Origin of the sequence: Actinomadura kijaniata NBRC 14229 (assembly GCF_001552175.1) — a bacterium.
GTDB classification, from domain to species: Bacteria; Actinomycetota; Actinomycetes; order Streptosporangiales; family Streptosporangiaceae; genus Spirillospora; species Spirillospora kijaniata.
Genome location: NZ_BCQR01000060.1, coordinates 1 through 25524, shown reverse-complemented (window position 1 = coordinate 25524; position 25524 = coordinate 1). Strand labels below are relative to the sequence as shown.

Sequence of the window (25524 nt, the reverse complement as noted above, 5' to 3'; positions counted from 1 at the left end):
CTCTCGGCCCGGTTACCGGGTTGGCGGCCGGTACAGGAGGGTGAAGTCGTATCCGCCGTTCCGCGACTCGTACAGGGTCCCTTCGTCGACGGCGGCGAGCAGTCTCCGGTCGTCCACGGCGGTGAACGCGGACACCTGCGCGCCCGGAACACGCCCGCGCGCCTGCCAGCCGCTCCCGTCGGGACGGCTGGCATACGTCCGCCCCTCCGGATCGACGCCGACCAGCCCGCCGCCGGTCACGTCCAGGTGAGTGAGGACGGGCGTCCGGACCACGGTCTTGAAGGTAGTTCCGCCGTCATCGCTGACCTGGACGCCCTGCGGGGTCGTCGCGTACACCCGGTCCGGCCGGTCCCGCCCGGCGGCCAGGTCGACGGCCTCCAGCCGGGCGCCCAGCACCCAGGTGCGCCCCTGGTCCCCGCTGCGCCGCACATGCCCGGTCTGGTTGTCGTGGACGTACAGGTTCCTCCCGGCGGGCTGGATGGAGTGGAAGTCGCCTCTCCCCTGCTCCGACACGGCGGTCCAGGTGTTCCCGGCGTCTTCGGACCGGATCAGGCCCAGGTGCGGGGCCACTCCCTTGGAGATCTCGGTGATGGCCGGGTGGCCGCTGGCCAGGAACGTCCTCGGGCCGATGACGGCGAAGCCCATCGTGTCCTGGACGCGCCCGGCGACCCGGACGGCCTGCCCGGGGCCTGCGACCCGGAAGACCCCGTGGTGCGCGCCGACGTAGACCGCGCCGTCCGCCGGGTCCACGCCGATTCCGTGAACATGGCCGAAACCCTGGCTGACGGCGGACTGCGTCGGCGCGGGATGCTTCTTGTCGCCTGCGCAGGCGGCGAGTCCCAGCGACGCCAGGATCGTGATCGCCGCGCCCGAGGCGAGGCGTGTCCGGGGGAACACCCTGGAACGTCGTGACCGGAACATCGCGGTTCCTCCGTTCATGCCTGGTAGTCGACGTCGGGCGTGCCGTTCGGCAGCATCCTCACGACGTCCTTGCGAATTCCGGACAGCGCGAGCGCGGCCAGCGGAAAGCTCCCTGATCTGCTGGACGGCAGGGCGTCGCCTCGGCAGGCGGCCTCGGCTCGGAGACCGTTCGAGGACGGAACGCGTGGTGGCGCGTCGTCGCCGCTGGCGGACACGGCCAGCGCTCCGGCGGTCGGCAGGCCGGTACAGAAGTCGATGGTGTGCATGTCGAATACGCCTCACACGTCAGTCATGCGAACGGGAACAGAGCATGGCCGGATGAGGTGGCGTCCCGCAGACCGGCGGGGCAAGGCCTCACCCGGCGGTAAGGGCTCTAGACCTGTAGGACCACGGCGCAGGTGAGGAGCGGTCGGGCAGGCGGCCCGCGCGGCGCTGTCGCGACCGAGCAGCGACGAATCGGCCGCCGATGGCACCTTCCCGGCCATGTGGCAGGCCGTCCAGGCGTAGGCCCCGGATCTGGTCCATCACCGCGGTGAACACCGTGCAGTCACCTGTGTTTCCGCCGGTCACCAACAGCGCTGGCGGACGCCCGCGCTCGTCGGAGGCCAGATGGAGTTTGCTGGTCAGTCCGCGTAGAGCGGGTGACCATCCTCATGGAAACGGCAAGGAAACAGCCGCTGCTCTACTACTGATCCGCATGATGTACCGAACTTCACTGACAGCACTGGCGCTGGCGGGGGTGGTGGCGCATCCTTTCGCGGCGGGCTCCACCGCAGCCGCGACCGCGGATCCCGGCCCGAGCTCCGGTGGGTCTTTCGTGCGGTGGAAACCCTGTCCCGCCTATTCCGATGAGGTGATCGGGAGCCTGGGCGTGGCGGTGGACAAGGTGGCGGCGTTCCGCTCCTTGATGAAGCGCCTGGAGTGCGGCACGGTCAGCGTCCCGCTGAACCATCGCGATCCCGGCGGGCGGAAGATCGACATTGCGGTGACCCGGCTGGCCGCCACGGACCGGGCCCACCGGCTGGGCGCCGTCGCCGTCCTGCCGGGCGGGCCGGGCAACAGCGGATACCTGGACCCGGTCCTGCGGACCGCGCTCAGGAACGAGCAGATGGCGGGGCTCAACCAGCGATACGACATCATCGGCTTCGACCCGCGCGGGGTCGGCGACAGCACCAAGGTCGCCTGCACCTTCTCGCCGGCAGGCCAGCAGGGACCCGGCACGTTGACCAAGGAGGCGGCCAGGAAGATATACGACGCCCAGGTCGCCGCCAACCGCGAGTGCGGACGCTCTGACCCCGCCTTCCTCGGACAGCTCACCACCGAGAACGTGGCCAGGGACCTGGACCTGGTACGGACCGCGCTGGGTGAGAGCGAACTCAACCTGCTCGGCTTCTCCTGGGGCACCTACCTGGGAATGGTGTACCGCAGCCTGTTCCCCGGGCACACCGGACGGGCCTTCCTGGACAGCGTGGCGCCGCCGTGGACCCGTATCGACCAGCACGCCAAGGACAGCGCGCGGGCGGCCGAGCGCAACTTCGGGCGCATGGCCGCCTGGCTGGCCCGCCGCGACGGGACCTACGGGCTCGGTGCCACCGCACGGAAGGTGCGCGCGCAGGTGGCGAAGCTGGTCCGCACCTACGACAAGAGCCCCAAGACCTACACCGACATGCAGCGGCCCATTGACGGCTCGGCCGTCGCCGACCTGGCCAAGCGCAACTCGACCGAGTGGGTGCGCGCGGGCAAGGCGCTGGCCGAACTGCGGACGGCGACGGGCACCACCGCCCCGCCCGCCGTCAGACAGCTGCTCGGCGCACCGATGATGGGGACGCCCGTGCCCGGTGCGCCCGAGACACTGAACAGGACCATGAACTTGGCCGTCACGTGCAACCAGGACGGCAGCCGAGCCGGTTTCGACACCGCCTGGCGTGACTACCAGCGCCTCGTGAAGCGCCACCCGGCGACCGGCCGGTCCTGGGGACTGCCTGTCAGATGCTCCGGCTGGCCGCTGCCGGTACAGCAGGCCACGTTGAAGCGGAGCAACGGGTCGCTGGTGCTGGCGGGGCACCTGCACGAGTTCATGTCCGTCTACGACTGGACGCTGCAGACACGGCGCGCCATCGGCGGCACCGTCTACACCGTCTCCGACGACGTGCACGTGTCGACCACCCGGGTGCCCAAGTGCGCCGCCGACGTGGTGCGGTACTTCGAGACGGGCCAGATCGGCAAGGGTTGTGAGGGCAGCGCAGTCCCGAGCTGACACCGGGTACCGGCCCGGCGACCTGCCATGGGACGCCGGGCCCGATGCCCTGGCGGCGGCGTCGGAGCCCACGACTCACCCACCCGGGACCACGGCGAGCACCCGGTTCATCCAGGGGGCCACGTAGCCCTCTAGCTTGTGTCGTCAAAGTTCACAGCCACACCAGCACGGCCAAGGTGATGGCGGCCTGGCAGGACCCGGCGGTCTCGTCATGGCGGGTGGCGATGCCGCGCCAGTGCTTGAGCCGGTTGAAGCAGCGCTCCATCACGTTGCGGCGCTTAGCGCGTTCGGGGATCGTCGCGCCGATACCGCGCCGCCGCAGATACGCCCGGATCGTCCTGGCTGCTGTAACCCTTGTCGGCCACCACAGGACCGGGGCGCGTGAGAGCTCGCCCCGCCCCTGGGTACGGCACCCGAATCTGGTCCAACACCGCAGCCAGCATCGTGCGGTCGTTGACGTTGCCGCCGGTCACCACCAGCGGCAACGGCCGCCCCCGCCCGTCACAGGCCAGGTGAATCTTGGTGGTCAGCCCGCCCCGGGACCGCCCGAGCCCCTGGCGGTGGCGCCCCCTTTTGACACGTCGGCGGCGCTTTGGTGCACCCGCGCGAGCCTGGGCAGCTTGCGAGCGAAGGTGCCATCGGCCAGACAGTACAGAACGTCGGTCTCAAGGCGGAGTGATCTGAGCAGAAGGCCGTCTCGCATGTCACTTTTGGCACATGCGTCGCAATAATTAACTGCCGGGAACGCGGGGCGAGAACGGATCCTCCGCCGCGACTTGACAGGTCATTTGCCTTTCTTTGACGCTTTGGTACTCTCCGGACCACGTCGACACCCCTCGGGGGTCGGCGCCCATCCGAATGCGTCCGCATGCTCCCGGAACCGGTCACGGCAGTGGCCTGCTTCCCGGTGAGTTCGGACGACGCCGAGTCCGCGCGCGGCGCGGAGCCGGGGAACCAGTGCGAGGGCACCCCATGGGCCGCCACTCGCAGGGGTGAATCGGCGCTCAGTTCTGTTCTCCCCCAGAGCGCCGTAGGGCGACTTCCACGTCCGAATCCGTCAGCTAACCCGGTAGGCGACATGGAAGACAGGAGAAGACGCCGTGACAGTGCGGCATCCGAGAAAGGGCAGGCTCGCAGGGGCGATCACCAGCACCATCCTTGCGGGCGTCCTGGCGGGGACCCTGGGTGCGACCTCGGGGTTCAGCGACGACGAGAACTCCACGACGACCACGGCCGGGCCGCTGATGCTGGCCGCCGAGCGAGCCGGATCCCCGGCGAGTTCCACCGGCGCGGAGCGATCCGCCAACGGCCCGACGGCGCGTCCGAAAGCGACCGCCCCGACCAAGGCACCGCCCAGTTGCAACGCGGCGCAGGGGGAACGGGCCAGCAAATATCCGAACGGCCAGATCCCGACCCGCTACCTGTGTCCGCTACCGCAGCGCGACCTGCTTCTGCGGGCGGACGCGGCCCTCGCCTTCTACGAACTCAATGCGGCCTACAAGCGCCACTTCGGCACTGACGCCTGTCTGAACGACACCTACCGCAGCCTCGCCAAGCAACGGCAGCTCCACGACAGCATGCCCTCGGGCATGACCGCCCGGCCCGGCTTCAGCAGGCACGGCCTCGGCATCGCCGCGGACTTCTGCGGCGGTGTCCAGAGCGAGGGGTCGCCTCAGTTCGCATGGCTGCGCGCCAACGCGGGCAAGTATGGCTGGTTCCATCCCGACCGGGCCTACGGCGACCCGTACGAGCCCTGGCACTGGGAGTTCGACCCGAGCCGAGGAAAGCGCCGGTAGATCCGGGAAGGGACTCTGCGGAGACCGGATCGGATTCATAGGGCGCGGGCGCGGGGAGCCTCCGGCTTCCACGGTCGAAGGGGAAACGCCTGTCCGAGGTCACCGCCACGGCATCAGGGAGTGACAAGAACTACTAGCTCTATTAGTAGAGAGTCCGGCAACGGTGAGAGGAAGCCAACGGCGCCTCATCGTCGCCGCCGCCTGCACCGAAGTCTTGATCCACCTCGTGACCTGGTCAGATGGCCATCAGACGCCTGCCAGATCTCGAACGACATTCCCGAAGGTAGATCATTTATGTCGTTCCATGAACAGCGCTTGGCCATTGCCTGAATCATCTACTACATTGCCTCGTAATCGGTCCGTGACCAGCTCCCCGTTCGGGGGGCGCGGATCGTCCGCCGAGTCCCGAGGGCGCGTCGCGCCTCCATGGGAGCCGGGGACCCACGTTCCCGGGGTGAATCCGCTCCGCGCGGTAGGGCTGCTCCTGGCCCGAACCCGTCAGCTAACCCGGTAGGCGGTCCAAGGAGAGCTGATGGATCCCGTAGGCGAAAAGCTGCTTGAAATAGCCAGGAAAGAGCTCGGGTACCGCGAGAAAGCCAGCGGCTACACCAAGTACGGCGAGTGGTACGGCAAGACGTTCGAGGGCGGCGACGACTACTACACGACCGCTCCGTGGTGCGACATGTTCCTCGCCTGGGCGGCCAACCAGGCGAAGGTGGAGGACTGGGCGGGCGAGTTCGCCGCCACGATCAGCCACGCCAGGTGGTTCCAGCGGAACGACGCCTGGGGCACCAAGCCCGAACCCGGGGCCGTGGTGTTCTTCGCCTGGTCGGGGTCCAAGGACACCGGCGCGATCCAGCACGTCGGGCTGGTGGAGAGCGTCAGGGGTTCCACCCTGCACACGATCGAGGCGAACACCGACGGCGTCCACCTCAAACGCAAGGTGCGGGACTTCGACAGCGTGGTCGGTTACGGCTACCCCGGCAAGGTGAGGGTCGAGGGCAAGTCGTTCCCGTGGCTGACGGCCGCGCGCACCGAGAAGAGCCACACCCCCAAGCACGCGGCTCCGGCTCCCCGCGCCCTGCCCGAAGCCGACCGGTCCGGTGACATGGTCACCGTTGGCCGGACCGGTCACCAGGACGACGGGATTCCGCTCCTCCAGCAGGAGACGCTGCTCGGGGGCCTGCTCGCGGTCGTGCTCTGCGGGACGGTCGTGCTCGCCGTGGGCAAAGCCGCCGCGGCCCGGGTGCCGACCAGTGCGCCGGTACGCGTCCGCAAGCGGGGCAGGCACCACCGGGTGCCGGTCACGCTGCCCGCGGACGTCAGGCCCGCCGACCTGGACGCGGCCGACGCCGGAACGGTCGTCATGCCCGCCGTGTCGGCGGCGGTGGCGGCAGAGGTCGAGGACCGCGAGTTCTGGAGCCGGGTCTCTCCCCTGCAACAGGACGAGGACCTGGCGTTCTGGGATTCGCTGCACGCCGACCTCAGCCGGGATGACGTGAGGCACGGATAGCGACGGAACGAGAGCCACCTCGAAGAGCATTGGGCGGGTCGGCCTCGGCCTGGATTCGTCTCGCGGTTGTCCCCCTCCTTTTGGCGCGAACGCGTGAGCCGTGCACGTGGACAACCGCGGGACGTCCGGGAGAGATGTCAGGGGCGGCGGCGGGGCAGTTCGCCGGTGATGGTGAGGTGTTCGGCGAGTTCGCGGAGTTTGATGTTGCTGTCCTGGGAAGTGCGGGCCAGCAGCGCGAACGCCTGGCGGCTCGTGAGCTTGTGGCGTTCCATCAGGATGCCCACCGCCTCGCCGATCAGCTGGCGGGAGACGACCGCCGCCCGCAGGGTCTGGTCGGCGCGTGCGGCCGCCAGCGCGACCGAGGCATGGCAGGCCAGCAGCTCGGCGGTGCGCGCCGAACCGGCGGTCAGCCCGCCGGGCCGGCGCGCGTACAGGTTCAGCGATCCCAGGTTCGGCAGGCCGGGCACCTGGCGCGGGTCGTTGCGGGGGGCGTGGCCGTCGGCGAACAGCAACACCGCCATCATCGACCCCACACCCAGCGCGCGGGCGCGCGGGACGAACCGCGGCCAGTGGTCGCCGGCGCGGGCCAGGTCGGGGATCTGCAGGGCCGGTGTGCCGTCGCGGGCCGCCTCGAAGCACGGTCCTTCCCGCAGGTCGGCCTGGAGAAGGTCGACGTCACGGGCCAGCGGGCCGGAGACCGCCAGCGGCTGGGCGTGGCCGCGGTGCACCGCGGTGATGCTGGCGTCGGTGCAGCCGTCCACCAACTCGGTCGAGGCCGCCACGATCCGGTCCAGGGTCGCCTGCACCGAGGAACGCCCCTGTAGATCACGTGCCAGGCGAGCCAGCGCCATCGCCAGATCGGGCGCCGGCTCAAGCGCCGGCGCAACGGCCGGATCGGGCGGTGGGCACCGGCCGGAGGGCCTGTCCTGATCCATGGGGATCACTCGCCTTGCGTGAGCTCGCACGCGGCGCGGGGGCCGTCTTGCGGTCGTTCTCCTTCACTCCCAGTGAAGCAGCCGCATCCTGCTTGAGCCAGGCGTTGGGAGATAGGCTCAGGGCAGCGTCGCCGAGTGCCCGGGCGCCCGATGACGTCAGGGAGCCTCCGTCCTGAACAGCGGCGGACGCTCCCGTTTGTTTCCTGCCCGCGCGCATGCCGCCTTCTCAGCGGACGCACCAGCGACGCTGTGGGCGGCGGGGTCGAACGGATCAGACCAGGAACGGGCCGCGCCTCACCGGACGTCCCGTCCCCCGTCCTCCCGCAGGACGCTGCTTCCCGTGCCGCTCATGTCCGACGACGCGCCGCCCTCGGCGTCGGCGGAAATGACGGGCAAAGTGGAACGTACAGGGATGAAGCGATCCAAGCCGGTGGTGGTCAACAGCAAGGTCACACGCTTGCTCGGGTTCACCAGCATCAGCTGGCCGCCGCCCGCGTGCAGGCGCTTCCACCACCGGATCACGACGTTCAGGCCCGAGGAGTCCATGAAGGCCAGCCGCGACAGCTCCAACGCCACCTGCGTGCCGGTCGCCGCGGCGCGGACCAGCTCCTGCTCCAGGATCTGCACGGTGGCCAGATCCAGGTCCCCGGCCACCTGGAGCACCGCCCAGTCACCGTGTCGCGCGGCACGTACCTGGAACCCCGACCGGTGTCCCAACTGGTGTCCCGGTTCGCGCACTGCCATTGTTCCGCCCCCGTTCTCCCGCTGGCGACTGGGACATTACCCGCCTTCCACCCGCCATTGTGGCTAAGACGCCTCCAAAGCGTCTTTGGTTCACGTCTGTGTCTGCACTGGATGCTCTGCCCCCATGCGGGCAAAACATCCGGCCGTTCTCCCATATCCGCTGGTGGCGCCCGGGGAGACGGAGCAGCACGTGGGGGCGGTCAGGGACGCGCGGCAGTCGGCAGTGCCGTTCAACGAAGCCGGTTTTCAGCCCGCCGTTGCAGTTCTTCCCGGCGGGACCGTCCATCTGCCCCTGTGGCTGTCAGCGTCACCTGGTCGTGTCGCTGGCGACGATGTCGTCGGACCTCAAGTGCGCGGGGTCGCCGCAAGTATCGACAGCACGCGGATCGAGCGCCAAGACGTCGCGGTCACTCGTCGGTGTCCTGCGGCACGATCTTCAGGGCGGCGCGGAGCGCCCGGGCCTCGGACGGTGAGAGGTCGGAGAGGAAGTGCACCAGGGCGGCGGCCTGGTTCTCGCTGGTGGCCAGCGCCTCGCGCATGAGCTTGGCGGTGTAGCCCTCCCTGCTGGCCACCGGCTCGTACTCGAAGGCCCGCCCCACCTTCCTGCGGCGCAGCCATCCCTTCTTGTGAAGGTTGTCCATCACCGTCATGACGGTGGTGTAGGCGATCGTCCGGTCCTTCTCGAGGTCCTCCAGGACGGCCCGCACGTTGACCGGACGGCCGTAGGTCCACATGCGCTCCATGACGGCGGCCTCAAGCTCACCGAACCGGGACAGCGCCATGGCTCACCTGGCCTCTCCGACCGGACAGCACGCCTACTACCGGCCATAGTAACCAGTGGCCAAGTCCGGCACGGCCCTTCGCCGTCACATCTCTACATCTCTCAGCACTCCGTGTGCGGGCCGAAAGCAGCTCTCGCCAGCCTTTACTTACTACGCATGGTAGTAACGTCGCTGGTTGAAGCAGCGTTCTGGCAGGTCGCGGCGCTCCTCTTCGTCCGGGGGCAGGTCTCAACGGCAGACTTGGGTCGCGCCGATGGCGACGAAAGTCGATTACGTCGCGTTTCCCTTCTTCGTACCGTCAGGGCGCATGAGCCATCGAGCATCACGTCGCCGCGTCCTTTCTCTGGTCCCCGGCCTGGCCGTCGCCGCCGTCGCCGTTCCGTCGGCCGCAGTGGCCGGGACGGGCGGGACCTTCGTCATCCGGGACGTCCGGATCTTCGACGGCCGCCGGGTGACGGGGCGCGGCTCGGTGCTCGTCGCCGACGGGCGGATCGTCGCCGTGGGCGACCTGTCCCCGTCATCTCGCCACCAGGTGTACGACGGTGAGGGACGGACGCTGCTGCCCGGGCTGATCGACTGTCACGTCCACTCGTTCGAGGGCAGCCGGGCGGACGCGCTGCGGTTCGGGGTCACCACCGAGCTCGACATGTTCTCCGACCCGTCGGTGCTGGCCGACGCCCGGCGGCAGCGCCGTTCGGTGGCCAGGACCGACCAGGCGGACCTGTGGTCGGCGGGCGTCGGCGTCACCGTGCCGGGCGGCCACCCCGTCCGGCCGGGCTGGGACTTTCCGCGCGTGACCGCCGACACCGACATCGAACGGTTCGTCGCCGACCGGGTCGCCGAGGGCTCCGACTACGTGAAGGTGATCCTGGAGAACGGGGGCCCGCCGCCCAGGTCGACGCTGCCCACCCTGACGGCCGACCAGTTCCAGAGGGTGATCGCCGCCGCACACCGGCACCGTCGTCGCGCGGTGGTGCACGCCGAGAAGCTCCCGCTCGCGCTGACCGCCGTCCGGGCCGCCGCCGACGGCCTCGTGCACGTCTTCTGGGACACCGAGGGAGGCCCCCACGACATCGCGGAGATCCGCCGTGGCGGAGCTTTCGTCGTGCCGACCCTTTCGGTCGTCGACTGGGGCATCGGCGCCAGAGAGCTGCTGGCCGACGCCCGGGTCACGCCCTGGCTCAGCGGAACGCAGCGGTACCTGCTCGAACAGCGGCCGGAGGACCGGCCGGGCCGGCCCGACTTCCTGAAGGTCGGCTCGGCGAACGTCCGCCGGCTGCACGCGGCGGGGGTGCCGATCCTGGCCGGCACCGACGCGCCGATCCGCGCGAACGCCAACGGCGTCAGCATGCTGGTCGAACTCGCCCATCTGGTCCGCGCCGGTCTCAGCCCTCGCGCGGCCCTCGCCGCGGCGACCTCGGTACCGGCCCGCGAGTTCGGCCTGACCGACCGCGGCCGCATCGCCCCCGGCCTGCGCGCCGACCTTCTCCTGGTGGACGGCGACCCCACCACCGACATCACCGACCTGCGCGCCATCACCGCCATCTGGAAGAACGGCCACCTGGTCGACCGCACGCCACCGGAGTGACGGCCGGGCAGTACGCCTGCACCGATCTCGGCGGACTCCCCGGCGTGGCATCCGGCGTTCCACGACCACCTCGCCGCCCCTGGACGGAGGCCGAAGCGGTCTTCATCGGCTGCGGCCACCTCACCGCCATGACCACCATGACCGACTGGTGCGCCCCACCGACCCGCGCGACCTCCCGGATGGAGCCCGGCCCGTCGCGGCCGGTGTCATGTTGCGCAGTCAGAGCGGGCGGTCGCGCTCCTGGCTCTCCCGGTAGAGGTCGTCCAGATACGTCGCGAGTCGCTGATCCGTTACGTTCCTCCCCTGTCGGCCACGGCGGGCCGGGCTCCGCCGGTCAACCGGGAAGGACGGCGCGCAGCACCGTCGCGAGGGCGTCGAGCGCCGCCGGGTAGGCGTGCTCCGGCGGCCGCGCGTAGCCGATGATGAGCCCCTGCGGGCTGTTCTCCTCGGCAGTGTGCCAGCGGTCGCCGAGGCGCCCCAGCGCCAGGCCGTGTTCGGCGGCCGCGGCGAGGACGTCCCGTTCGGCCGGGCCGTCCGGGCGGAGCGGCACGAGGGCCTGCAGGCCCGCGGCGATGCCCTGCGCGGACAGGCCGGACGGCGCCAGGGCCGCGACCAGCCGGTCCCGGCGCCGCCGGTAGCGGAGCCGGGACGCGCGGATGTGCCGGTCGTAGGCGTGACCGGCGATGAAGTCGGCGAGGGTGAGCTGGCCGAGCCCCTCGGTGTGGTGGTCGCTCAGCCGCTTGGCCTCGACGACCGGTTCGAGCAGGCGCGGCGGCAGCACCATCCACGCCAGCCGCAGGGCCGGGCCGAGGGTCTTGGAGGCGGTGCCGAGGTAGGCGACGTGGTCGGGCGCGGTGCCCTGGACGGCGCCGACGGGCTGCCGGTCGTAGCGGAACTCGCCGTCGTAGTCGTTCTCGATGATCAGGCCGCCGGTGTCGCGGGCCCAGGTGACGAGGGCCCGGCGGCGGCAGGGGTGCAGGGTGCGCCCGGTCGGGTACTGGTGGGCCGGGGTCACCTCGACGGCGGTCACGCTCCCGGTGAGCAGGTCGGTGCGCGCGCCGCGGTCGTCCACCGGCAGCGGGACGACGTGCGCGCCGGCGTGCCGGACGATGTCGCGGTGGAGCCCGACGCCCGGGTCCTCCATCGCGACCACGCCGCCGGTCACGCGGGCGAGCAGCCCCAGGGCCTGGGAGTACCCGTTGGTGATCACGATCTGGCCGGGCCGGGCGAGCACGCCGCGGGTCCGCCCGAGGTAGTCGGCGAGCGCGGCGCGCAGCTCGGGCCGTCCGCGCGGATCGCCGTAGCCGAACGCGTCGGCGGGCGCGGCGGTGAGCGCGCGGCGGGCCGACAGCAGCCACGCCGCCCTCGGGAACGCGGACACGTCGGGGCTGCCCGGGCGCAGGTCGTGGCGGGGGCGATCCGACGGCGCCGGAAGTTCGGCGCCGTCGCCGTGCGGGCGCGGGAGGCGGGCCACCGTCGTGCCCGCGCCCTGGCGGGCGGTGAGGTAGCCCTCCGCGATGAGCTGGTCGTAGGCGGCGCGGACCGTTCCACGCGACAGGCCCAGCTCGTCGGCGAGCCGGCGGGTGGCGGGCAGCCGGGCGCCCGGCGCGAGCCGCCCGTCCTGGACGGCGTCGCGCAGCGCCTTCTCCAGGCCCGCCCGGCGTCCGGGAACCGTCGGGTCGATCTCCAGGTGCAGGTCGAGTCCGGAATTGGGCCACTGATCCGCCATGCTGTTGGATCTTAGCCCTGACCCAATCGGCGCCTAGCGTCGCTGCGGTGACAACGCTTCCCCAGAGCCGCCGGACGATCTGGCTCCTCGCGGCCGTGTACGGCCTGACGATCGCCAACCTCTACTACTGCCAGCCGTTGCTCCCGCAGATCTCCCGGTCCTACGGGGCGGACGCCGCGGTCGGGGCCCTGACCACCGCGGGACAGCTCGGGTACGCGCTGGCGCTCGTGCTGGTCGTGCCGCTGGGCGACATCGTGCGGCGCCGTCCCCTGGTGGTCCTGCTGCTGTGCGCGGACGCGGCGGCGCTCGGCCTGACCGCCGCCGCTCCGCCGGTCGAGGTGCTGCTCGTCGCGGGCGCGGCGATCGGGCTGACCAGCGCGGGCGTGGTGAACGTCCTCGTCGCGTACGCCGCCGGGCTCGCCGGTGAGGGCACGCGCGGCCGGGTCGTCGGGACGGTGCTGAGCGGCGGGCTGGCGGGGATCCTGCTGTCCCGGACGGTCGCGGGCCTGGTCGCGGAGGCGGTGGGATGGCGGGCGCTGTTCGGGGCGGCGGCGGTGGTCACGCTGGCGCTGGCGGGCGTCCTGGCGCGCGTCATGCTCCCGGCCCCGCCCGAGACCGCGATGGGATACGGCGGGCAGCTCCGGGCGACGGTACGGCTGGCGGCGCGGGAGCCGGAGCTACGGCGGCGTTCGGTCGTCGGCGCCTGTGCGTTCGCGGGGTTCACCGTCTTCTGGGCGACCGTGGCGTTCCTGCTGGCGGCGGCCCCCTACCGCTACGGCGAGGCGCGGATCGGGCTGTTCGCGCTGGTCGGCGCGGCGGGCGCGCTCGCGGCGCGCCCCGTCGGGCGGGCCGCCGACCGGGGGCGGCAACGTCCCCTGACGTGGGGGCTGCTCGCGCTGGGCACCGCCGCGTTCGCGATGGCCGGGGCGGGCGGCGGCGGGCGCCTGGGCTGGCTGGTCGTGGGGATGCTGGCGCTGGACGTCGCCGTCCACGGCACGCACCTGGTGAACCTGAGCGTGGTGTACGGCCTGGTGAACGGTGCCCGGTCCCGGGTCGCGTCGGCGTACATGACGGTCTACACCCTCGGGGGCGTCGCCGGTTCCGCGGGCGGGACGGCCGCCTACCGGTTCGGCGGGTGGACGGCCGCGTGCGCCCTCGGCGCCGCCTTCATGCTCGCCGGACTGGCCGTGGCGGCGGGCGGCGCCCGGTCGGGAAGGCGGTGAAGGCGCCGTCGCCGGGTGGTCGCCGCGGCTTGCGCGGTTCTCGAACGGGCCGCCGTCCGACGGAAGCAGGACGGTCCCCGCCTCCCGCGCCTTTACCGAACGTTGCCGAAATCCCCCGCAACGTAACCGGCGCTTGCCTAGGCTGGTGCGGTCTAGGCATTGACCGATCACGGAGATCCCATGGCGGAACCCCCCGTGCGCCGATCCGGCAACCTCCCTACGGAACTGACCAGTTTCGTAGGCCGACGCGCGGAGGTGCGCGCTGTCCGGGACCTTCTGAAGTCGTCCCGGCTGGTGACGTTGACCGGTGTCGGCGGGGTGGGCAAGACCCGGTTGGCCACGCAGGCGGCGTCCGGCCTGCACGAACGGTTCCCCGACGGCGTCTGGCAGGTCCCCCTGTCGGGGTTGCAGGACCCGGTCCTGCTCGCGCACACCGTCGCTTCCACGCTGGAGGTGAACGAGCAGACCGCGCGGCCTCCCGTCGAGCTGCTCGCCGGCCATCTGGCGGGAAAGCGCCTGTTGCTGATCCTCGACACCTGCGAGCACCTGCTCGCCGGCTGCGCGGAACTGGCGGGCGAGCTGCTCATCCAATGCCGCCACCTGAGCATCCTGGCCACCAGCAGGATTCCCCTGGGAGTGCAGGGCGAACGCGTCTACGCCGTCATGCCGCTGCCGTTGCCGGGTGACCGCGGCGCGAAGGCACCGGTCTCCGCCCACGAGCCGGCGACCGCCATGGACGCGGTCGCGCTCTTCGCCGACCGGGCGGCCGAGGCGGTGCCGGGGTTCGTCCTGGGCCCCGGCGACCTGGACACCGTGACACGCCTGTGCACCCTGCTGGACGGCCTGCCGCTGGCGATCGAGCTGGCCGCGGCACGGCTGCGGCACCTGACGCCCAAGGAGATCGAGGCCGCGCTGGACGACCGGTTCGGGCTGCTGACCGCCGACTACACGCCGCTCCCCCGGCACCAGACGATGCGGTCGGCGATCGGCTGGAGCCACGAGCTGTGCGAACCCCTCGAACGGCTCCTGTGGGCGCGGCTGTCGGTGCTGGTCGGCGACTACTCCCTGGACCTGGCCAAGGAGGTCTGCGGCGCCGCGCCGCTGTCCCCCGCGCGGGTCGCCGAGCTCATGCCGAGGCTGGTGGAACAGTCCGTCGTGCAGCGCGAGGGCGCCGGGTTCCGGATGCTGGACACCATCCGCGAGTACGGGCTGGAGCGGCTGCGCGACCTGGGAGAGGAGAACGTCGTCCGGCGGCGCCACCGGGACGCGTGCCTGCGGCTGGCCAGGCGCGCCGAGGCGGAGTGGTCCGGCCCGGACCAGCTCGGGTGGACCGGGCGGGTCATCGCCGAGTTCCCCAACCTCCGGGTGGCGCTGGACCACTGCCTGGAGATGGGGTCGGCCAAGGCGCTGGAGCTGTCGGCCGCGCTGTGGCCGCTGTGGAGCGCCTGCGGTCATCACCGGGAGGGGCGCTACTACCTGCGGCGCGCCCTGGAGCAGGGCATCGGGTCGGGCCCGGAGCTCGCCAAGGCCCTGTGGGTGTCCACGTGGGTGGACGTCGAGCACTACGAGGCGGAGGTGGCCGCCGCCCGGCTCGACCTGGCGCGCCGCGCGGCACGGGCGTCGGGGGACGAGACCGCCCTGGCCTACGTCGGTCACATGGCCGGGCTCACCGCGTTCGTCAGGGGCGACGACGCCACCGCCGTGGACCTGCTGGCGGACACGCTCGCCGCGCACCGGCCGGCGCTGGAGGCGGCCGGGCCGGGCCCGCTGCTGACCATGGCGCAGCTGGGGGTCTCGCTGGCGAGGCTCGGCCGCGCCGACGCCGTGCGGACGCTCCGGGACTGCGTGCGGCAGTGCCGTCGGCGCGGTGAGCTGTGGGCCCGCTCGATCGCCCACTACGGCCTGGCCCTCGACGCGTGGCGGCGCGGCGACCTCGCCGACGCCGACGCCCACAACCGGGAGTCGCTGCGGATCAAACGGCGCTTCGGGGACGTCGCGGGCGCGGCGCTGGGCATCGAGCTGCGGGCCTGGTGCGCGGCCGCCTCCGGCCGGGGCGAGGTCGCGGCGCGTCTGCTCGGCGGCGTCGACCGGCTGTGCCTGACGACGGGGATGCGGATCGACCAGGTGCCGTTCTGGGCCGCCGGGCACCGCGAGTGCGAGCGGGCCGCCCGCGAGCTCCTCGGCGACGACGGGTTCGACGAGGCCTTCCGGCAGGGCCGCGACCTGGAGCTGGACGACGCCTACGGTTACGCGCTCGGTGAGGGCCCCGGAGCGCGTGCGCACCGTCCGGGGCCGCCGGCGAACGGAGCCGATCCGGCCGCGGGGCGCGGGGAGACACGCTGAGCGGAGGTCGGGGCCCGCGGCCGGAAGAGCCCGCACGGCCGGTCCGGAGCGGCTGGATCGCCGCGTTCGCCCTCGCCAACCTGGGCCTGTGGATGGGCCACTACGCCCCGCTGGCGGTGCTGCTCCCGGTCCGGTTGCAGGAGATCGCGCCGGACGCCAAGGAGACCGTGTTCGCGCTGGTCAGCGGGGCGGGTGCGGTCGTCGCGATGGTCGTCGGCCCGGTGGCCGGGGCGCTGTCGGACCGCACGATCGGACGGTTCGGCCGCCACCCCTGGACGCTGGGCGGCGCGGCGCTGGCGGCCGCGGCGCTGGTGTTCCTCGCCGGGCAGCGGACCGCGGCCGGAACGCTCGCGGGGTGGTGCGCCGCCCAGGCCGGGCTCAACACCATGCAGGCGAGCCTCACCGCGGAGCTGGCCGACCAGGTCCCGGTCCGGCAGCGCGCGACCGTCGCGGGATGGATGGGCATCACCGCCGGGAGCGCGCTGCTGCCGGTCTTCGCCGTGACGCGGGTCGTCTCCGGGACCGGCCCCGCGTTCCTGCTCACCGGCGCGGTGGTGCTGCTGTTCGCCGCCGTCTTCGCGCTGCTGACGTTCCGCCCGTCCGCGGCTCCGCGAAGATCCCAGCCGTCGCCGGGGCCGGGGCCGGGACGTCCCGGCCGGCTTCACCGCGCCGACTTCCTGTGGGCCTGGACCAGCCGCGCGCTCTTCTTCACCGGATGGTCGCTGGCCACGGTCTACGTGCTCTACTACCTCGTCGACGAGGTCCGCTACGAGCAACGCTTCCCCGGCAAGACCGGAGCGGACGGGGTACTGGAGGTCTCCGTGGTCTTCACCGCGGTCCTCGTCGTCTCGGCGCTCCTCAGCGGCGTCGTCTCCGACCGCACGGGACGGCGCAGGGGGATGGCCGTCGGCGGCAGCGCCGTGGTGACCGCGGGGATCATGATGTGGGCGCTGTGGCCGAGCTGGCCCGCCGTGCTCGTCGGCACCGCGCTGCTCGCCGTCGGGCACGGCGCGTTCCTGTCGGTGGACCAGGCCCTGGTGACCCAGGTGCTGCCCACCGCCGCCCACCGCGCCCGCGACCTCGGGGTCGTCAACATCTCCTACACCGGGCCGCAGGCCCTGGCCCCCTTCGTCGCCGGTCCGGTCGTCACCTCGCTCGGTGGATACGAGACCCTGTTCGTCGTCGCCGCGGCCCTGACGCTGCTCGCCGGACTGACCGTCCGGAACGTGCGCGGCGTCGGCTGACCGACGTCCGCGCCGACCAGTTCGCGCGTACCGTAATCGAACGATCACCCAGCGGCATTATCCTACGAGGGTCCTTCCGGCGGCGATCCCCCCTGAGAGGCCCCGATGAGCCTCTACGAGCAGATCGGCGGCGCCGAGACCGTCGCCGCCCTCGTGCCCCGTCTCTACGCGCGCGTCCTGACCGACCACAGGCTGGTCTCCCACTTCCGGGGCAGGGACATGGGCTGGCTCGCCTACCACCAGGCCCAGTTCCTCACCGCGCTGCTGGGCGGCCCGCACACCTACGAGGCGCGCGGCCTCAGGGAGACGCATCTGCTGCTCCACATCACCGACCCGGAGTTCGACGCGTTCATCGAGCACCTCGAAGCGGCCGCGGGCTCCCTGGGGATCGACCCCCGCATCCTCACGGTGCTCTGCGAACACCTCCAGGAACAACGCGAAGCCGTGGTCTCCCTCCCCGCCCGCCGACCGGCGGACTAGGCGGTCTTCCGAAAACCCTGACCCCGGCACTCGGTGACTCCGGTGGGGTCATCGGCCGGAGCGGGCCGGTGGGGAGCGGGAGGTGTGAACGGGACATGCAGGGGCACACAGTGCCGGTGACGTCACGATGTGTCCGTGATGTCGAGTACGTCCCGTTGATGAAGGGAGAGGGTCGGTGGCTGGCAAGTTCGTGCTCAAGAAGGGCGGAACCGGCAAGTTCCACTTCAACCTGGTCGCCTCGAACGGCCAGGTGATCGCGACCAGCGAGAGCTACGAGAGCAAGGCGGCGGCGCTGAACGGGATCGAGTCGGTGCGCAAGAACGCCACCGACGCGAAGCTGGAGGACCAGACCGCCTCCTGAACGGCGACCGCGGAGGACACGGGGTGATCGCGCCCGATCGCGCGGGCCCTGTCGAGGTGTCGAGGGGGGAGATGCTGGACAGGCGACCGCGAGCGGACGATCAGCACGGGGCCCGGGCCTGGCAGGCGGTGATCGGCGCCTGCCGGGCGGCCCGTGGCCGGGCGCGGCGGCTGGACTGCCGGGTGCTGGAATGGGTGGTGGCCCACCCCGATCCGATGCTGGACCGGTGGATGCCGAGGTTGTCGCGCGCCACCGACCATCTGGTGGCGTGGTGGGCGGTGGCCGCCGTGATGGCCGCCGCCGGCGGTCGGCAGAGCCGCGAGGCGGCGCGTTGGGGCCTGGCGGCGATGCTGCTGACCAGCCCGGTGTGCAACGCGGCCGCCAAGAACCTCATCGGCCGGTCCCGCCCGCCGGAGCGGATACGGCGGCGACGCCCGGGCCGGGTTCCCGAGTCGGGGTCCTTCCCCTCGGGGCATACCGCCGCGGCGACGGCGTTCGTCACCGCCTCGGCCCTGGCCGCCCCGCGGGTGGGGGCTCCGTTGGGAGTCCTGGCCGTCGGGGTCGCGTACGCGCGGGTGTACACCGCGGCCCACTACCCCAGCGACGTGGCCGCCGGAGCTCTGCTCGGCGTCACCGTGGCCTTGGCCCTTCACCTCCCGGTCCGGGACCGGCCGGGGTGAGACCGCTGTGGTCAGTTGGTGAGGGCGGCGAGGAGTTCGTCTCGTCCGCTGGCCCCGGTCTTGCGGTGGATCGCCTTGAGGTGGTCGTTGACGGTGTGCGCCGACAGGCCCAGGCGGCGGGTGATCTGTTTGGGCGTCATCGTGTCGCGCAGCAGGGCGAGGACCTGCCGTTCGCGCGGGGTGAGCTGGTACCAGTCGCAGAAGGTCGGCAGCAGTTGGTCGCCCGTGGCCGCCAGAACGGTGATCGCGACGTCGGCGGTGCCGTCGTCCAGCGGTTCGGCCTGGAAGGCGATCCATCGGCCGAAGCTGGCGGCGGGCCCCACCACCAGCGGCCGGGTCGCGCACGGGTCGCGGGCGTGGGCACGCGCCTTCCTGGCCAGCCCGGCCATGAACGGCTCGATGATCCAGTGCAGGTGGGGCCAGGGGGCGCGCATCAGCCGCGTCCACGCGTGGGCGTGCGGGGTGGTCGCGCGGATGGCGTGGCCGTCGTCGACGATGAGCACTCCCGGCGGCGGCGCCGCGACGGCCGGCACCAGCGGGCTGGAGGTCACGTGGGCGCGCAGGGCCGCCAGCAGTGCCGGCGCCAGGGGCGCCACCCGGATCATGTCCTGCTCGTCGAACGGCCGTCCGCCCTGGGCGCGCAGCAGGCCCAGCGAGCCCCAGACACCGCGGGCGTCCCGTAGGAGCAGCCGCAGCTCGCTCCCCACGCCGTAGGCGGCCAGCCGTCGCCGGGACCCGCGGTCGCCGTCACCGCCGCCCTCTCCCCGCACGCCCACCGGCACCGGGCACCGGGCCAGATCCTGCACCGGAAAGGGATCGGCGCCGGCGAAGAAGTTCTGCAGCCAGGCCTGCCCCAGGCCGGGCTCGACCCCGTGCCAGAAGCTGAAGGACCCCGACCGGGTCGCGGGATTGGCACCCACCACCCGCGCCGCGTCATGGGCCACGACGGGCGCCACCGCCCGCGAGAACACCTCGCCCAGTTCGGCCATGCCGGCTCCGCGCCGCGCCTGCGCGGACAGGTCCCGCGCCAACCGGCTCACGTCCGCCGCATCCAGGTCCCCAGCCATCGCGTACCCCACCGCCTTCCCGGTCCCAACGGGATACCGCCGCGCCGACAGCATGAACCCTGCGGACGGCCACGACGGTCGTGGGCTCCACTGTGGCAGCCGTTCGCCAGGGCATCACCATCCGCAACAACAACCGCACCCGGGTGAACGCGGATCTGGCGCGACTGCCAGGGTTCCGCACCGAGCCGTTCGAGGCGGTGCCGTGCGCTGGTGGCCGGTCGGCAACCTGGTGGTGGCCGTCGGGGAACGCGGCGGCCCGTTCGGTGGGCCGCCGCGTTCCGGGGGTCACGCGACGGGAGCGGTCCTCTCCTCGTCGCGGGGGAAGAAGGGCAGTTCGAGGTGGACGTGGTCGGCGGCGGCGAGGATCTCCGCGGCGTCGTCGACCGGCGGGTGGATCGCCTGGTTGATCCGCTGCTTGATGGCCGCGCCGTCGGCGCCCGACGCCATCACCCTGCGGTCCCAGCCCCGGGTGAAGATCGCACCGGCGCCGCCCAGGTCCAGGCAGGTGACGTACGGGCCGGGGGTGAAGTCGCGCAGCGGCCTGCCGAGCAGGTCGGCCACCGCGTTGTATCCGGCGACCTTGCCGAGCGGGGTGGCGTGCTGGCAGGCCTGCATGACCGTGTGCTCGGCGTCGAACGCCGCCGCGGCCGTGTCCCCGGCGGCGAACACCTCGGGAAGGGCGCGCAGCCGCCGGTCGACCGGCACCCGGCCGAGGTGGTCGAGTTCGGCGGAGATCTGCCGGGTCAGTTCGCTGGCCCTCATCCCCACCGACCAGACCACCGCGTCCGCCTCGACCCTGGCGCCGTCGGACAGGACGGCGTACCCGTCGCCGACCTCGGTCACCGTGGTTCCGAGGCGGCGCGCGACGCCCAGCTCGTCCAGCGCCGCCTCGATCTCCGCGCGCGGGCCCGGGCCGAGCGGTTCCGCCACCGTGTCCGCCCGGTCCACCAGCAGCACACGGCCCCGGGCGGCCAGGGCGGTCGCGGCCTCCAGCCCGACGAACCCGGCGCCGACGACCACGGCGGTGTAGTCCTCGCGGTCGCGCAGATGGCCGGTGAGCCGCCGCGCCCCGTCCAGGGTGTCGATGTCGAAGAGCCGTTCGGCGCCGGGCAGGTCCCGGGGCCGGACGAGCGCGCTGCCCGCCGCCAGCACCAGGCGGTCGTAGCCGATCTCCCGGCCGTCGGCCACCACCACGCGGCGGCCGGTGTCGATCGTGCTCACCGAGGCCCGCAGGTGCTCCACGCCGATCGGCCCGAGGACCCTGCGCAGCTCCACCGTGGCCCGGTCCGGCTCCGGCTCGTACAGGCGCGGCCGCAGCACCAGGTGCTCGTTCGGCGCGACGAGCGTGACGCGCAGGTCCGCGTCCCCGCGCGCCAGTGCCGCTCCCGCCGCGCTCCACACGCCCGCGAACCCGCCTCCGATGATCACAACGTGCGCCATCGTGTCGTCCTCTCCCGTCCTCGCCCCCCCGGGGGTCGGGGGGTCCGGCAGGGAGACAAGACGGCGGGTTCAGATGTGACCGATGGGGGCGAGTTTCTCGGGATTGACCAGTCTGCGGAACGTCGTGACGCGCCCGTCGGCGATCTCCACGGTGTCGAGCCAGACCAGCTCGCCGCCGTGGTAGGTCGCCAGGGCGGGCTGCCCGTTCACCTCGACGATCCGGAACGCGTCGGGGCGCCTGATCTCGACCAGCCTGATCGCCAGCAGGGCGATCGCCTCCGCGCCCCGGACCGGCCTGCGCGCGGCGACCGCCCTGCCGCCGCCGTCACCGACGTAGACGGCCTCGGGGTGCAGCAGCCCGACGAGCGCGGCCATGTCCCCCGCCTCGGCGGCCGCCTTGAACGCCCTGAGCACCCGTTCGGTCTCGGCCCTGGACGCCCGGGGCCGCTCCCGGACCTCGGCGACCCGCGCCCGCGCGCGGGAGGCGAGCTTGCGGCTGGCGGCGGGCGTGTTGCCGAGCACCTCGGCGATCCGGTCGAACGGGAAGCCGAACACGTCGTGCAGCACCAGCGCGACGCGTTCGGCGGGGGTGAGCGTCTCCATGACCACCAGCATCGCGGTGCTCACCGACTCGTCCAGGAGCACCCGGGCGGCGGCGTCCGGTCCGGTCAGCAGCGGTTCGGGCAGCCAGGGTCCGACATAGGACTCACGCCGGACGCGCGCCGACCTCAGCACGTTGTAGGACGTGCGGGCGGCCAGGGTCACCAGCCAGGCCCGCAGGTCCCGCACCTCGGACAGGTCGGCCGCGGCCGCGCGCAACCAGACCTCCTGCGTCACGTCCTCGGCCTCGGTCACGGTGCCCAGGATCCGGTAGGCCGCCCCGAAGACCGCGGGCCGGTGCGACTCCCAGTCGACCTCCGCCGCCGTGCCGGTCAGTTCCACCCTCGCCCCTCGCTCCGCGGCTCCGCTCCCGGCTCCCCCGTCCACGGCCGGAGCTTGTCGGGGTTGAGCACCGTCCAGATGTGCCTGATCCGGCCGTCCACGACCTCGAACGCCATCACGCTCACGGTGGTGCCGTCCAGCTCGGCCCTCAGACCGGGCTGACCGTTGACCGTGCACTCCCGGATCGTCGCCCGGTCGGCGCGGGCCCGCTCGGTGAAGAAGCGCGCGATCTGCTCGGCGCCCTCGACGGGGCGGGGCAGGGCGGTGGCGAGGCCGCCGCCGTCACCGGTGGCGGTGGCGTCGGGGTCGAGCAGGCCGAGGAGGGCGCCGATGTCCTTGGCCTCCCAGGCCTGTTTGAACTCCCGGACGACGCGGGCCTGCTGGGCCGGCGGGGTCGCCGAGGGCTGCGCGGCGCGGATGCGGCGGCGGGCCGAGGAGGCCAGCTGGCGGCAGGCCGCCGGGGTACGGCCGACGATCTCGGCCACGTCGGCGAAGGGGTAGCGGAAGACGTCGTGCAGGATGAACGCCACGCGCTCGGCCGGGGTCATCGCCTCGAGCACCACCAGGAAAGCCATGTTGACCGACTCGTCGAGCGTGACGCGGTCGGCCGGATCGGCGGTGGCGCCGTGCGGCGGCCCGCCGCCCCAGTCGGCGTGGCCGGGCAGCGGCTCGGGGATCCACTCCCCCACGTAACGCTCGCGCCGGGCCCGCGCCGAGCCGAGCACGTCCAGGCAGATGCGGCTGGCGACCCTGGTCAGCCAGCCACCCGGCGACTCGATGGCCTCCCGCTGCGGCGCGGACATGGCGTACCAGCGGGCGTAGGTCTCCTGGACGACGTCCTCGGCCTCGGCCAGCGAGCCCAGCATCCGGTAGGCCAGGCCGATCAGCTGGCGCCGCTCGCTGACGATCGCGCTCAGGCCCGGGTCGAGCCGATCGCCTTCCGCCTCGGACGGGCTGGTCATGGTCTCGCGGCTCCTTCGGTCGTGTCTGCTCTCCCCCTACGACGGGACAGCGCACCGAAATGTGAGGCGGCGGGCGACCTCGTGATCCGGCGGGCTGGGCACGCCCAGTCTGGCGCACGCCGCCGACGCCCGGCCTCCGCGGTCCCATGCCGGTGTTCGTTCAGCGCCGTCCGGTGCGCGAAGGCAGGTTAGTGACGGGGCTGGGCGGGCAGGACGCCCTGGCGTTTCGGTCGCCTGACGACGCGGAAGCACGGTCGGGCGTCCGGATCAGGTCGATGGCGAGGAGGCGGACGTGCGAGGCGGAGAGATCACGTCCGTGGCCCGCGAGGTCTTCGGGCTCGCCGAGCTGCGGCCCGGGCAGCGGGAGGCGGTCCAGGCCCTGGCCGGCGGGCGGGACGCGCTGGTGGTGATGCCGACCGGCAGCGGGAAGTCGGCGGTCTACCAGATCGCCGGGATGATGCTGGGCGGCCCCACCGTGGTGGTGTCGCCGCTGGTCTCCCTGCAACGCGACCAGGTGCAGGGGCTCGGCGCCGACGGCGTCGAGGCCCACAGCCTGAACGCGGCGACGTCGGCGGCGGACCGGGACCGGGCGTTCGCGGCGCTGGGCGGCGACCGGACCGCGTTCGTTTTCATGGCCCCCGAGCAGCTGGTGCGCTCCGACGTGCGGGAGACGCTCGCCCGGACACCGCCGCGGCTGGTGGTGGTCGACGAGGCGCACTGCGTGTCGGCGTGGGGCCATGACTTCCGGCCCGACTACCTGCGCGTCGGCGCCGTGGCCGACGCGCTGTCGCCGCGGCCGGTGATGGCGGCGCTGACCGCGACGGCCGCGCCGCCCGTCCGGGACGAGATCGTCGAACGGCTGCGGCTGCGCGACCCGGCGAAACTGGTCCACGGGTTCGACCGCCCCGAGATCCGGCTCGCCGTCCGCTCGTTCCGCGACGCCGACGAGCAGCGCCAGGCCGTCCTGGACGCCGCGCACGACCTGGACGGGTCCGGCATCGTGTACGTCGCCACCCGCAAGGACACCGCGTGGTTCAGCCGGCGGCTCCCGTCGGCGCGTCCCTACCACGGCGGGATGCGCAAGAGGGAACGCGACGACGCGCAGCAGGCGTTCATGACCGGCCGGACGCGGATCATCGTGGCCACCACGGCGTTCGGCATGGGCATCGACAAACCCGACGTGCGGTTCGTGCTGCACGCCCAGGTGCCGGACTCGCTCGACTCCTATTACCAGCAGGTGGGGCGGGCCGGACGCGACGGGCGGGACGCCGACGCCCTCTGCTTCTACCACGCCGACGACCTGGGCCTGCCCCGCTTCTTCACCGGCGGGCTGCCGGACGAGGAGACGCTGACCGCCGTCTGCCGGGCGGTCGCGGACGGGGTGACCGGCCGCGGCGGGCTCGCCGAACGCGCCGGGGTGTCCCCTCGCCGCCTGACCGCGTTGCTCAACCTGCTCCAGGAAGCGGGGGCGGTGCGGCTGGGGCGGCGGATCCGTCCCGCGCCGCACGCGGCCGACATCGGGGAGACGGTCGCCGCCGCCGTCCGGCTCGCCCAGCGGCACCGGGACGTGGCGCGCACCCGGATCGAGATGATGCGGCGCTACTGCGAACTCACCGACTGCCGTGGCCGCTTCCTGCTGCGCTATTTCGGCGAGGCGCGCGACCGGCCCTGCGGCCACTGCGACACGTGCGAGACCGGCCGGGCCGAGCAGCGCCTCGACAACCGCGTCTTCCCCGTCGGCGTCCGCGTCGAGCACCGCAAGTGGGGAGGCGGGGTCGTCGTGGCGGGAGAACGCGAGCGCGTCACCATCCTCTTCGACGAGGCGGGCTACAAAGAGCTCCTGGTCGCCGCGGTGGCGGAGCGGGGCCTGCTCACCCGCGAGCGTTCTCCCCGTTGAGCCCTCGCCCTCCGGCGCGGATCCCGTGCCGGAGGGCGCCCGCGCCGCCGCGTCCTTCGACGCGGCGGCGCGGAGCCGGGTCAGCGCTTGTAGTACAGGCCGCCGGGCTTGAGCTTCTTCCCGGCGTACAGCTGCGAGACGGTGACCAGGGTGAAGCCGCGCTTCTTGAGACCCGCGACCACCCTCGGGATCGCGGCGACCGTGGTCGAGTGGATGTCGTGGAACAGCACGATGTCACCCTTGCGCGGGGTGTTGACGCCCACGCGCACGTTCCGGGCGACGTCCCGGTACTTCCAGTCGAGCGTGTCGACGCTCCACATGATCTGCGGCATCCCCACGGCCCTGCCGACGCGGGCGTTGGTCGCGCCGTACGGCGGCCGCATGAGGCGGGGCGTGACGCCGCTGGCCGCCTTGATCGCCTTGTTGGTCCGGCTGATCTGGGAACGCACGGCCGCGTCCGACAGCTGGGTGAGCTGCGGGTGCGACCAGGTGTGGTTGGCCAGTTCGTGACCCTCGGTCGCCATGCGCTTGACGAGCGCGCGGTTGCCGGCGACGTTCTGCCCCAGCATGAAGAAGGTGGCGGGCACCTTCGCCTTGCGCAGGTCGTCCAGCAGTCGCTT

Annotated in this window: 22 protein-coding genes, 1 pseudogene and 2 riboswitches; of the genes and pseudogenes, 11 read left to right on the top strand and 12 right to left on the bottom strand. The window is 72.6% G+C overall.

Features of this window, described 5'->3' with window-relative positions; genetic code table 11:
• Positions 1-12: 12 nt before the first annotated feature.
• Together AKI01S_RS19925 and AKI01S_RS19920 are read right to left on the bottom strand one after the other, a co-directional pair.
• On the bottom strand, positions 13-921 hold the full coding sequence (locus AKI01S_RS19925; RefSeq protein ID WP_067819756.1) for a F510_1955 family glycosylhydrolase: 909 nt from the start codon (positions 919-921) through the stop codon (positions 13-15).
• A 14-nt stretch (positions 922-935) separates the two neighbouring features.
• Complete coding sequence (locus AKI01S_RS19920; RefSeq protein WP_067819752.1) at positions 936-1187, bottom strand: hypothetical protein; 252 nt, start codon at positions 1185-1187, stop codon at positions 936-938.
• A gap of 587 nt (positions 1188-1774) precedes the next feature.
• Between AKI01S_RS19920 and AKI01S_RS19915 the strand changes: the two genes are divergently transcribed.
• Entirely contained in the window at positions 1775-3178 is a 1404-nt protein-coding gene (locus tag AKI01S_RS19915; protein ID WP_169813982.1) for an alpha/beta fold hydrolase, read from the top strand.
• Positions 3179-3329: 151 nt separating this feature from the next.
• Here AKI01S_RS19915 and AKI01S_RS53580 read toward each other — a convergent pair.
• Positions 3330-3782, bottom strand: a pseudogene (locus tag AKI01S_RS53580) (IS5 family transposase); the annotation flags it as partial.
• A 307-nt stretch (positions 3783-4089) separates the two neighbouring features.
• A riboswitch (cyclic di-AMP (ydaO/yuaA leader) is annotated at positions 4090-4269 on the top strand.
• A 9-nt stretch (positions 4270-4278) separates the two neighbouring features.
• Between AKI01S_RS53580 and AKI01S_RS19905 the strand changes: the two are divergent.
• Entirely contained in the window at positions 4279-4974 is a 696-nt protein-coding gene (locus AKI01S_RS19905) for a M15 family metallopeptidase (protein ID WP_067819749.1), read from the top strand.
• A 386-nt stretch (positions 4975-5360) separates the two neighbouring features.
• Positions 5361-5506: riboswitch (cyclic di-AMP (ydaO/yuaA leader) on the top strand.
• Positions 5507-6487 carry a CHAP domain-containing protein gene (locus AKI01S_RS19900; RefSeq protein ID WP_067819747.1) on the top strand — a complete coding sequence of 327 codons (981 nt, stop codon included), beginning with the start codon at positions 5507-5509 and terminating at the stop codon, positions 6485-6487.
• A gap of 137 nt (positions 6488-6624) precedes the next feature.
• Here AKI01S_RS19900 and AKI01S_RS19895 read toward each other — a convergent pair whose 3' ends face one another.
• The 3 genes from AKI01S_RS19895 to AKI01S_RS19885 form a co-directional block, all read right to left on the bottom strand.
• Complete coding sequence (locus tag AKI01S_RS19895) at positions 6625-7338, bottom strand: GAF and ANTAR domain-containing protein (RefSeq protein WP_067819745.1); 714 nt, start codon at positions 7336-7338, stop codon at positions 6625-6627.
• 378 nt (positions 7339-7716) lie between these two features.
• Complete coding sequence (locus AKI01S_RS19890; protein WP_083999877.1) at positions 7717-8166, bottom strand: STAS domain-containing protein; 450 nt, start codon at positions 8164-8166, stop codon at positions 7717-7719.
• A 407-nt stretch (positions 8167-8573) separates the two neighbouring features.
• Positions 8574-8948 carry a BlaI/MecI/CopY family transcriptional regulator gene (locus AKI01S_RS19885; RefSeq protein WP_067819737.1) on the bottom strand — a complete coding sequence of 125 codons (375 nt, stop codon included), beginning with the start codon at positions 8946-8948 and terminating at the stop codon, positions 8574-8576.
• A gap of 307 nt (positions 8949-9255) precedes the next feature.
• Here AKI01S_RS19885 and AKI01S_RS19880 point away from each other — a divergent pair, with 307 nt between their 5' ends.
• Positions 9256-10536 (top strand): amidohydrolase family protein, encoded by a 1281-nt coding sequence (locus AKI01S_RS19880; RefSeq protein ID WP_083999875.1) that lies wholly within the window; start codon positions 9256-9258, stop codon positions 10534-10536.
• Between the two features lie 334 nt (positions 10537-10870).
• Here AKI01S_RS19880 and pdxR read toward each other — a convergent pair whose 3' ends face one another.
• Positions 10871-12265, bottom strand: coding sequence for a MocR-like pyridoxine biosynthesis transcription factor PdxR (gene pdxR / locus AKI01S_RS19875; RefSeq protein WP_067819730.1), 1395 nt, complete (start codon positions 12263-12265; stop codon positions 10871-10873).
• 47 nt (positions 12266-12312) lie between these two features.
• On the opposite strand from pdxR, the gene AKI01S_RS19870 reads away from it, so the two are divergent.
• The 6 genes from AKI01S_RS19870 to AKI01S_RS54300 all read left to right on the top strand — a co-directional run bounded on the left by AKI01S_RS19870 (position 12313) and on the right by AKI01S_RS54300 (position 18596).
• On the top strand, positions 12313-13488 hold the full coding sequence (locus AKI01S_RS19870; RefSeq protein WP_169813980.1) for an MFS transporter: 1176 nt from the start codon (positions 12313-12315) through the stop codon (positions 13486-13488).
• Positions 13489-13743: 255 nt separating this feature from the next.
• Positions 13744-15831, top strand: a complete 2088-nt coding sequence (locus AKI01S_RS19865) for an ATP-binding protein (protein ID WP_067819725.1) — start codon at positions 13744-13746, stop codon at positions 15829-15831.
• Entirely contained in the window at positions 15828-17075 is a 1248-nt protein-coding gene (locus AKI01S_RS19860; RefSeq protein ID WP_067819723.1) for an MFS transporter, read from the top strand. The genes AKI01S_RS19865 and AKI01S_RS19860 overlap by 4 nt, the downstream gene beginning before the upstream one ends.
• Positions 17076-17180: 105 nt before the next feature.
• Positions 17181-17555, top strand: coding sequence for a group I truncated hemoglobin (locus AKI01S_RS19855; RefSeq protein ID WP_067819721.1), 375 nt, complete (start codon positions 17181-17183; stop codon positions 17553-17555).
• 175 nt (positions 17556-17730) lie between these two features.
• Positions 17731-17916, top strand: coding sequence for a YegP family protein (locus tag AKI01S_RS19850; RefSeq protein WP_067819719.1), 186 nt, complete (start codon positions 17731-17733; stop codon positions 17914-17916).
• Between the two features lie 71 nt (positions 17917-17987).
• The gene (locus tag AKI01S_RS54300; protein WP_083999870.1) at positions 17988-18596 is read left to right on the top strand and encodes a phosphatase PAP2 family protein; all 609 of its coding nucleotides are present in this window, start codon (positions 17988-17990) and stop codon (positions 18594-18596) included.
• 11 nt (positions 18597-18607) lie between these two features.
• On the opposite strand, the gene AKI01S_RS19840 is transcribed toward AKI01S_RS54300, so the two are convergent.
• From AKI01S_RS19840 to sigJ (AKI01S_RS19825), 4 genes are all read right to left on the bottom strand, one after another.
• On the bottom strand, positions 18608-19585 hold the full coding sequence (locus tag AKI01S_RS19840) for a helix-turn-helix transcriptional regulator (RefSeq protein ID WP_218009736.1): 978 nt from the start codon (positions 19583-19585) through the stop codon (positions 18608-18610).
• Between the two features lie 363 nt (positions 19586-19948).
• Positions 19949-21103: an NAD(P)/FAD-dependent oxidoreductase gene (locus AKI01S_RS19835; RefSeq protein WP_067819714.1), complete on the bottom strand. Its 1155-nt coding sequence runs from the start codon at positions 21101-21103 to the stop codon at positions 19949-19951.
• 69 nt (positions 21104-21172) lie between these two features.
• Complete coding sequence (gene sigJ / locus AKI01S_RS19830; RefSeq protein WP_067819713.1) at positions 21173-22045, bottom strand: RNA polymerase sigma factor SigJ; 873 nt, start codon at positions 22043-22045, stop codon at positions 21173-21175.
• Positions 22036-23007, bottom strand: coding sequence for an RNA polymerase sigma factor SigJ (sigJ, locus tag AKI01S_RS19825; protein WP_067819710.1), 972 nt, complete (start codon positions 23005-23007; stop codon positions 22036-22038). The genes sigJ (AKI01S_RS19830) and sigJ (AKI01S_RS19825) overlap by 10 nt, the downstream gene beginning before the upstream one ends.
• 292 nt (positions 23008-23299) lie before the next feature.
• Between sigJ (AKI01S_RS19825) and AKI01S_RS19820 the strand changes: the two genes are divergently transcribed.
• Positions 23300-24904, top strand: coding sequence for a RecQ family ATP-dependent DNA helicase (locus AKI01S_RS19820; RefSeq protein WP_067819707.1), 1605 nt, complete (start codon positions 23300-23302; stop codon positions 24902-24904).
• 80 nt (positions 24905-24984) lie between these two features.
• Here the strand turns inward: AKI01S_RS19820 and AKI01S_RS19815 are convergent.
• The coding region (locus AKI01S_RS19815; protein WP_157419954.1) for a polysaccharide deacetylase family protein at positions 24985-25524 on the bottom strand (540 nt) is incomplete at its 5' end.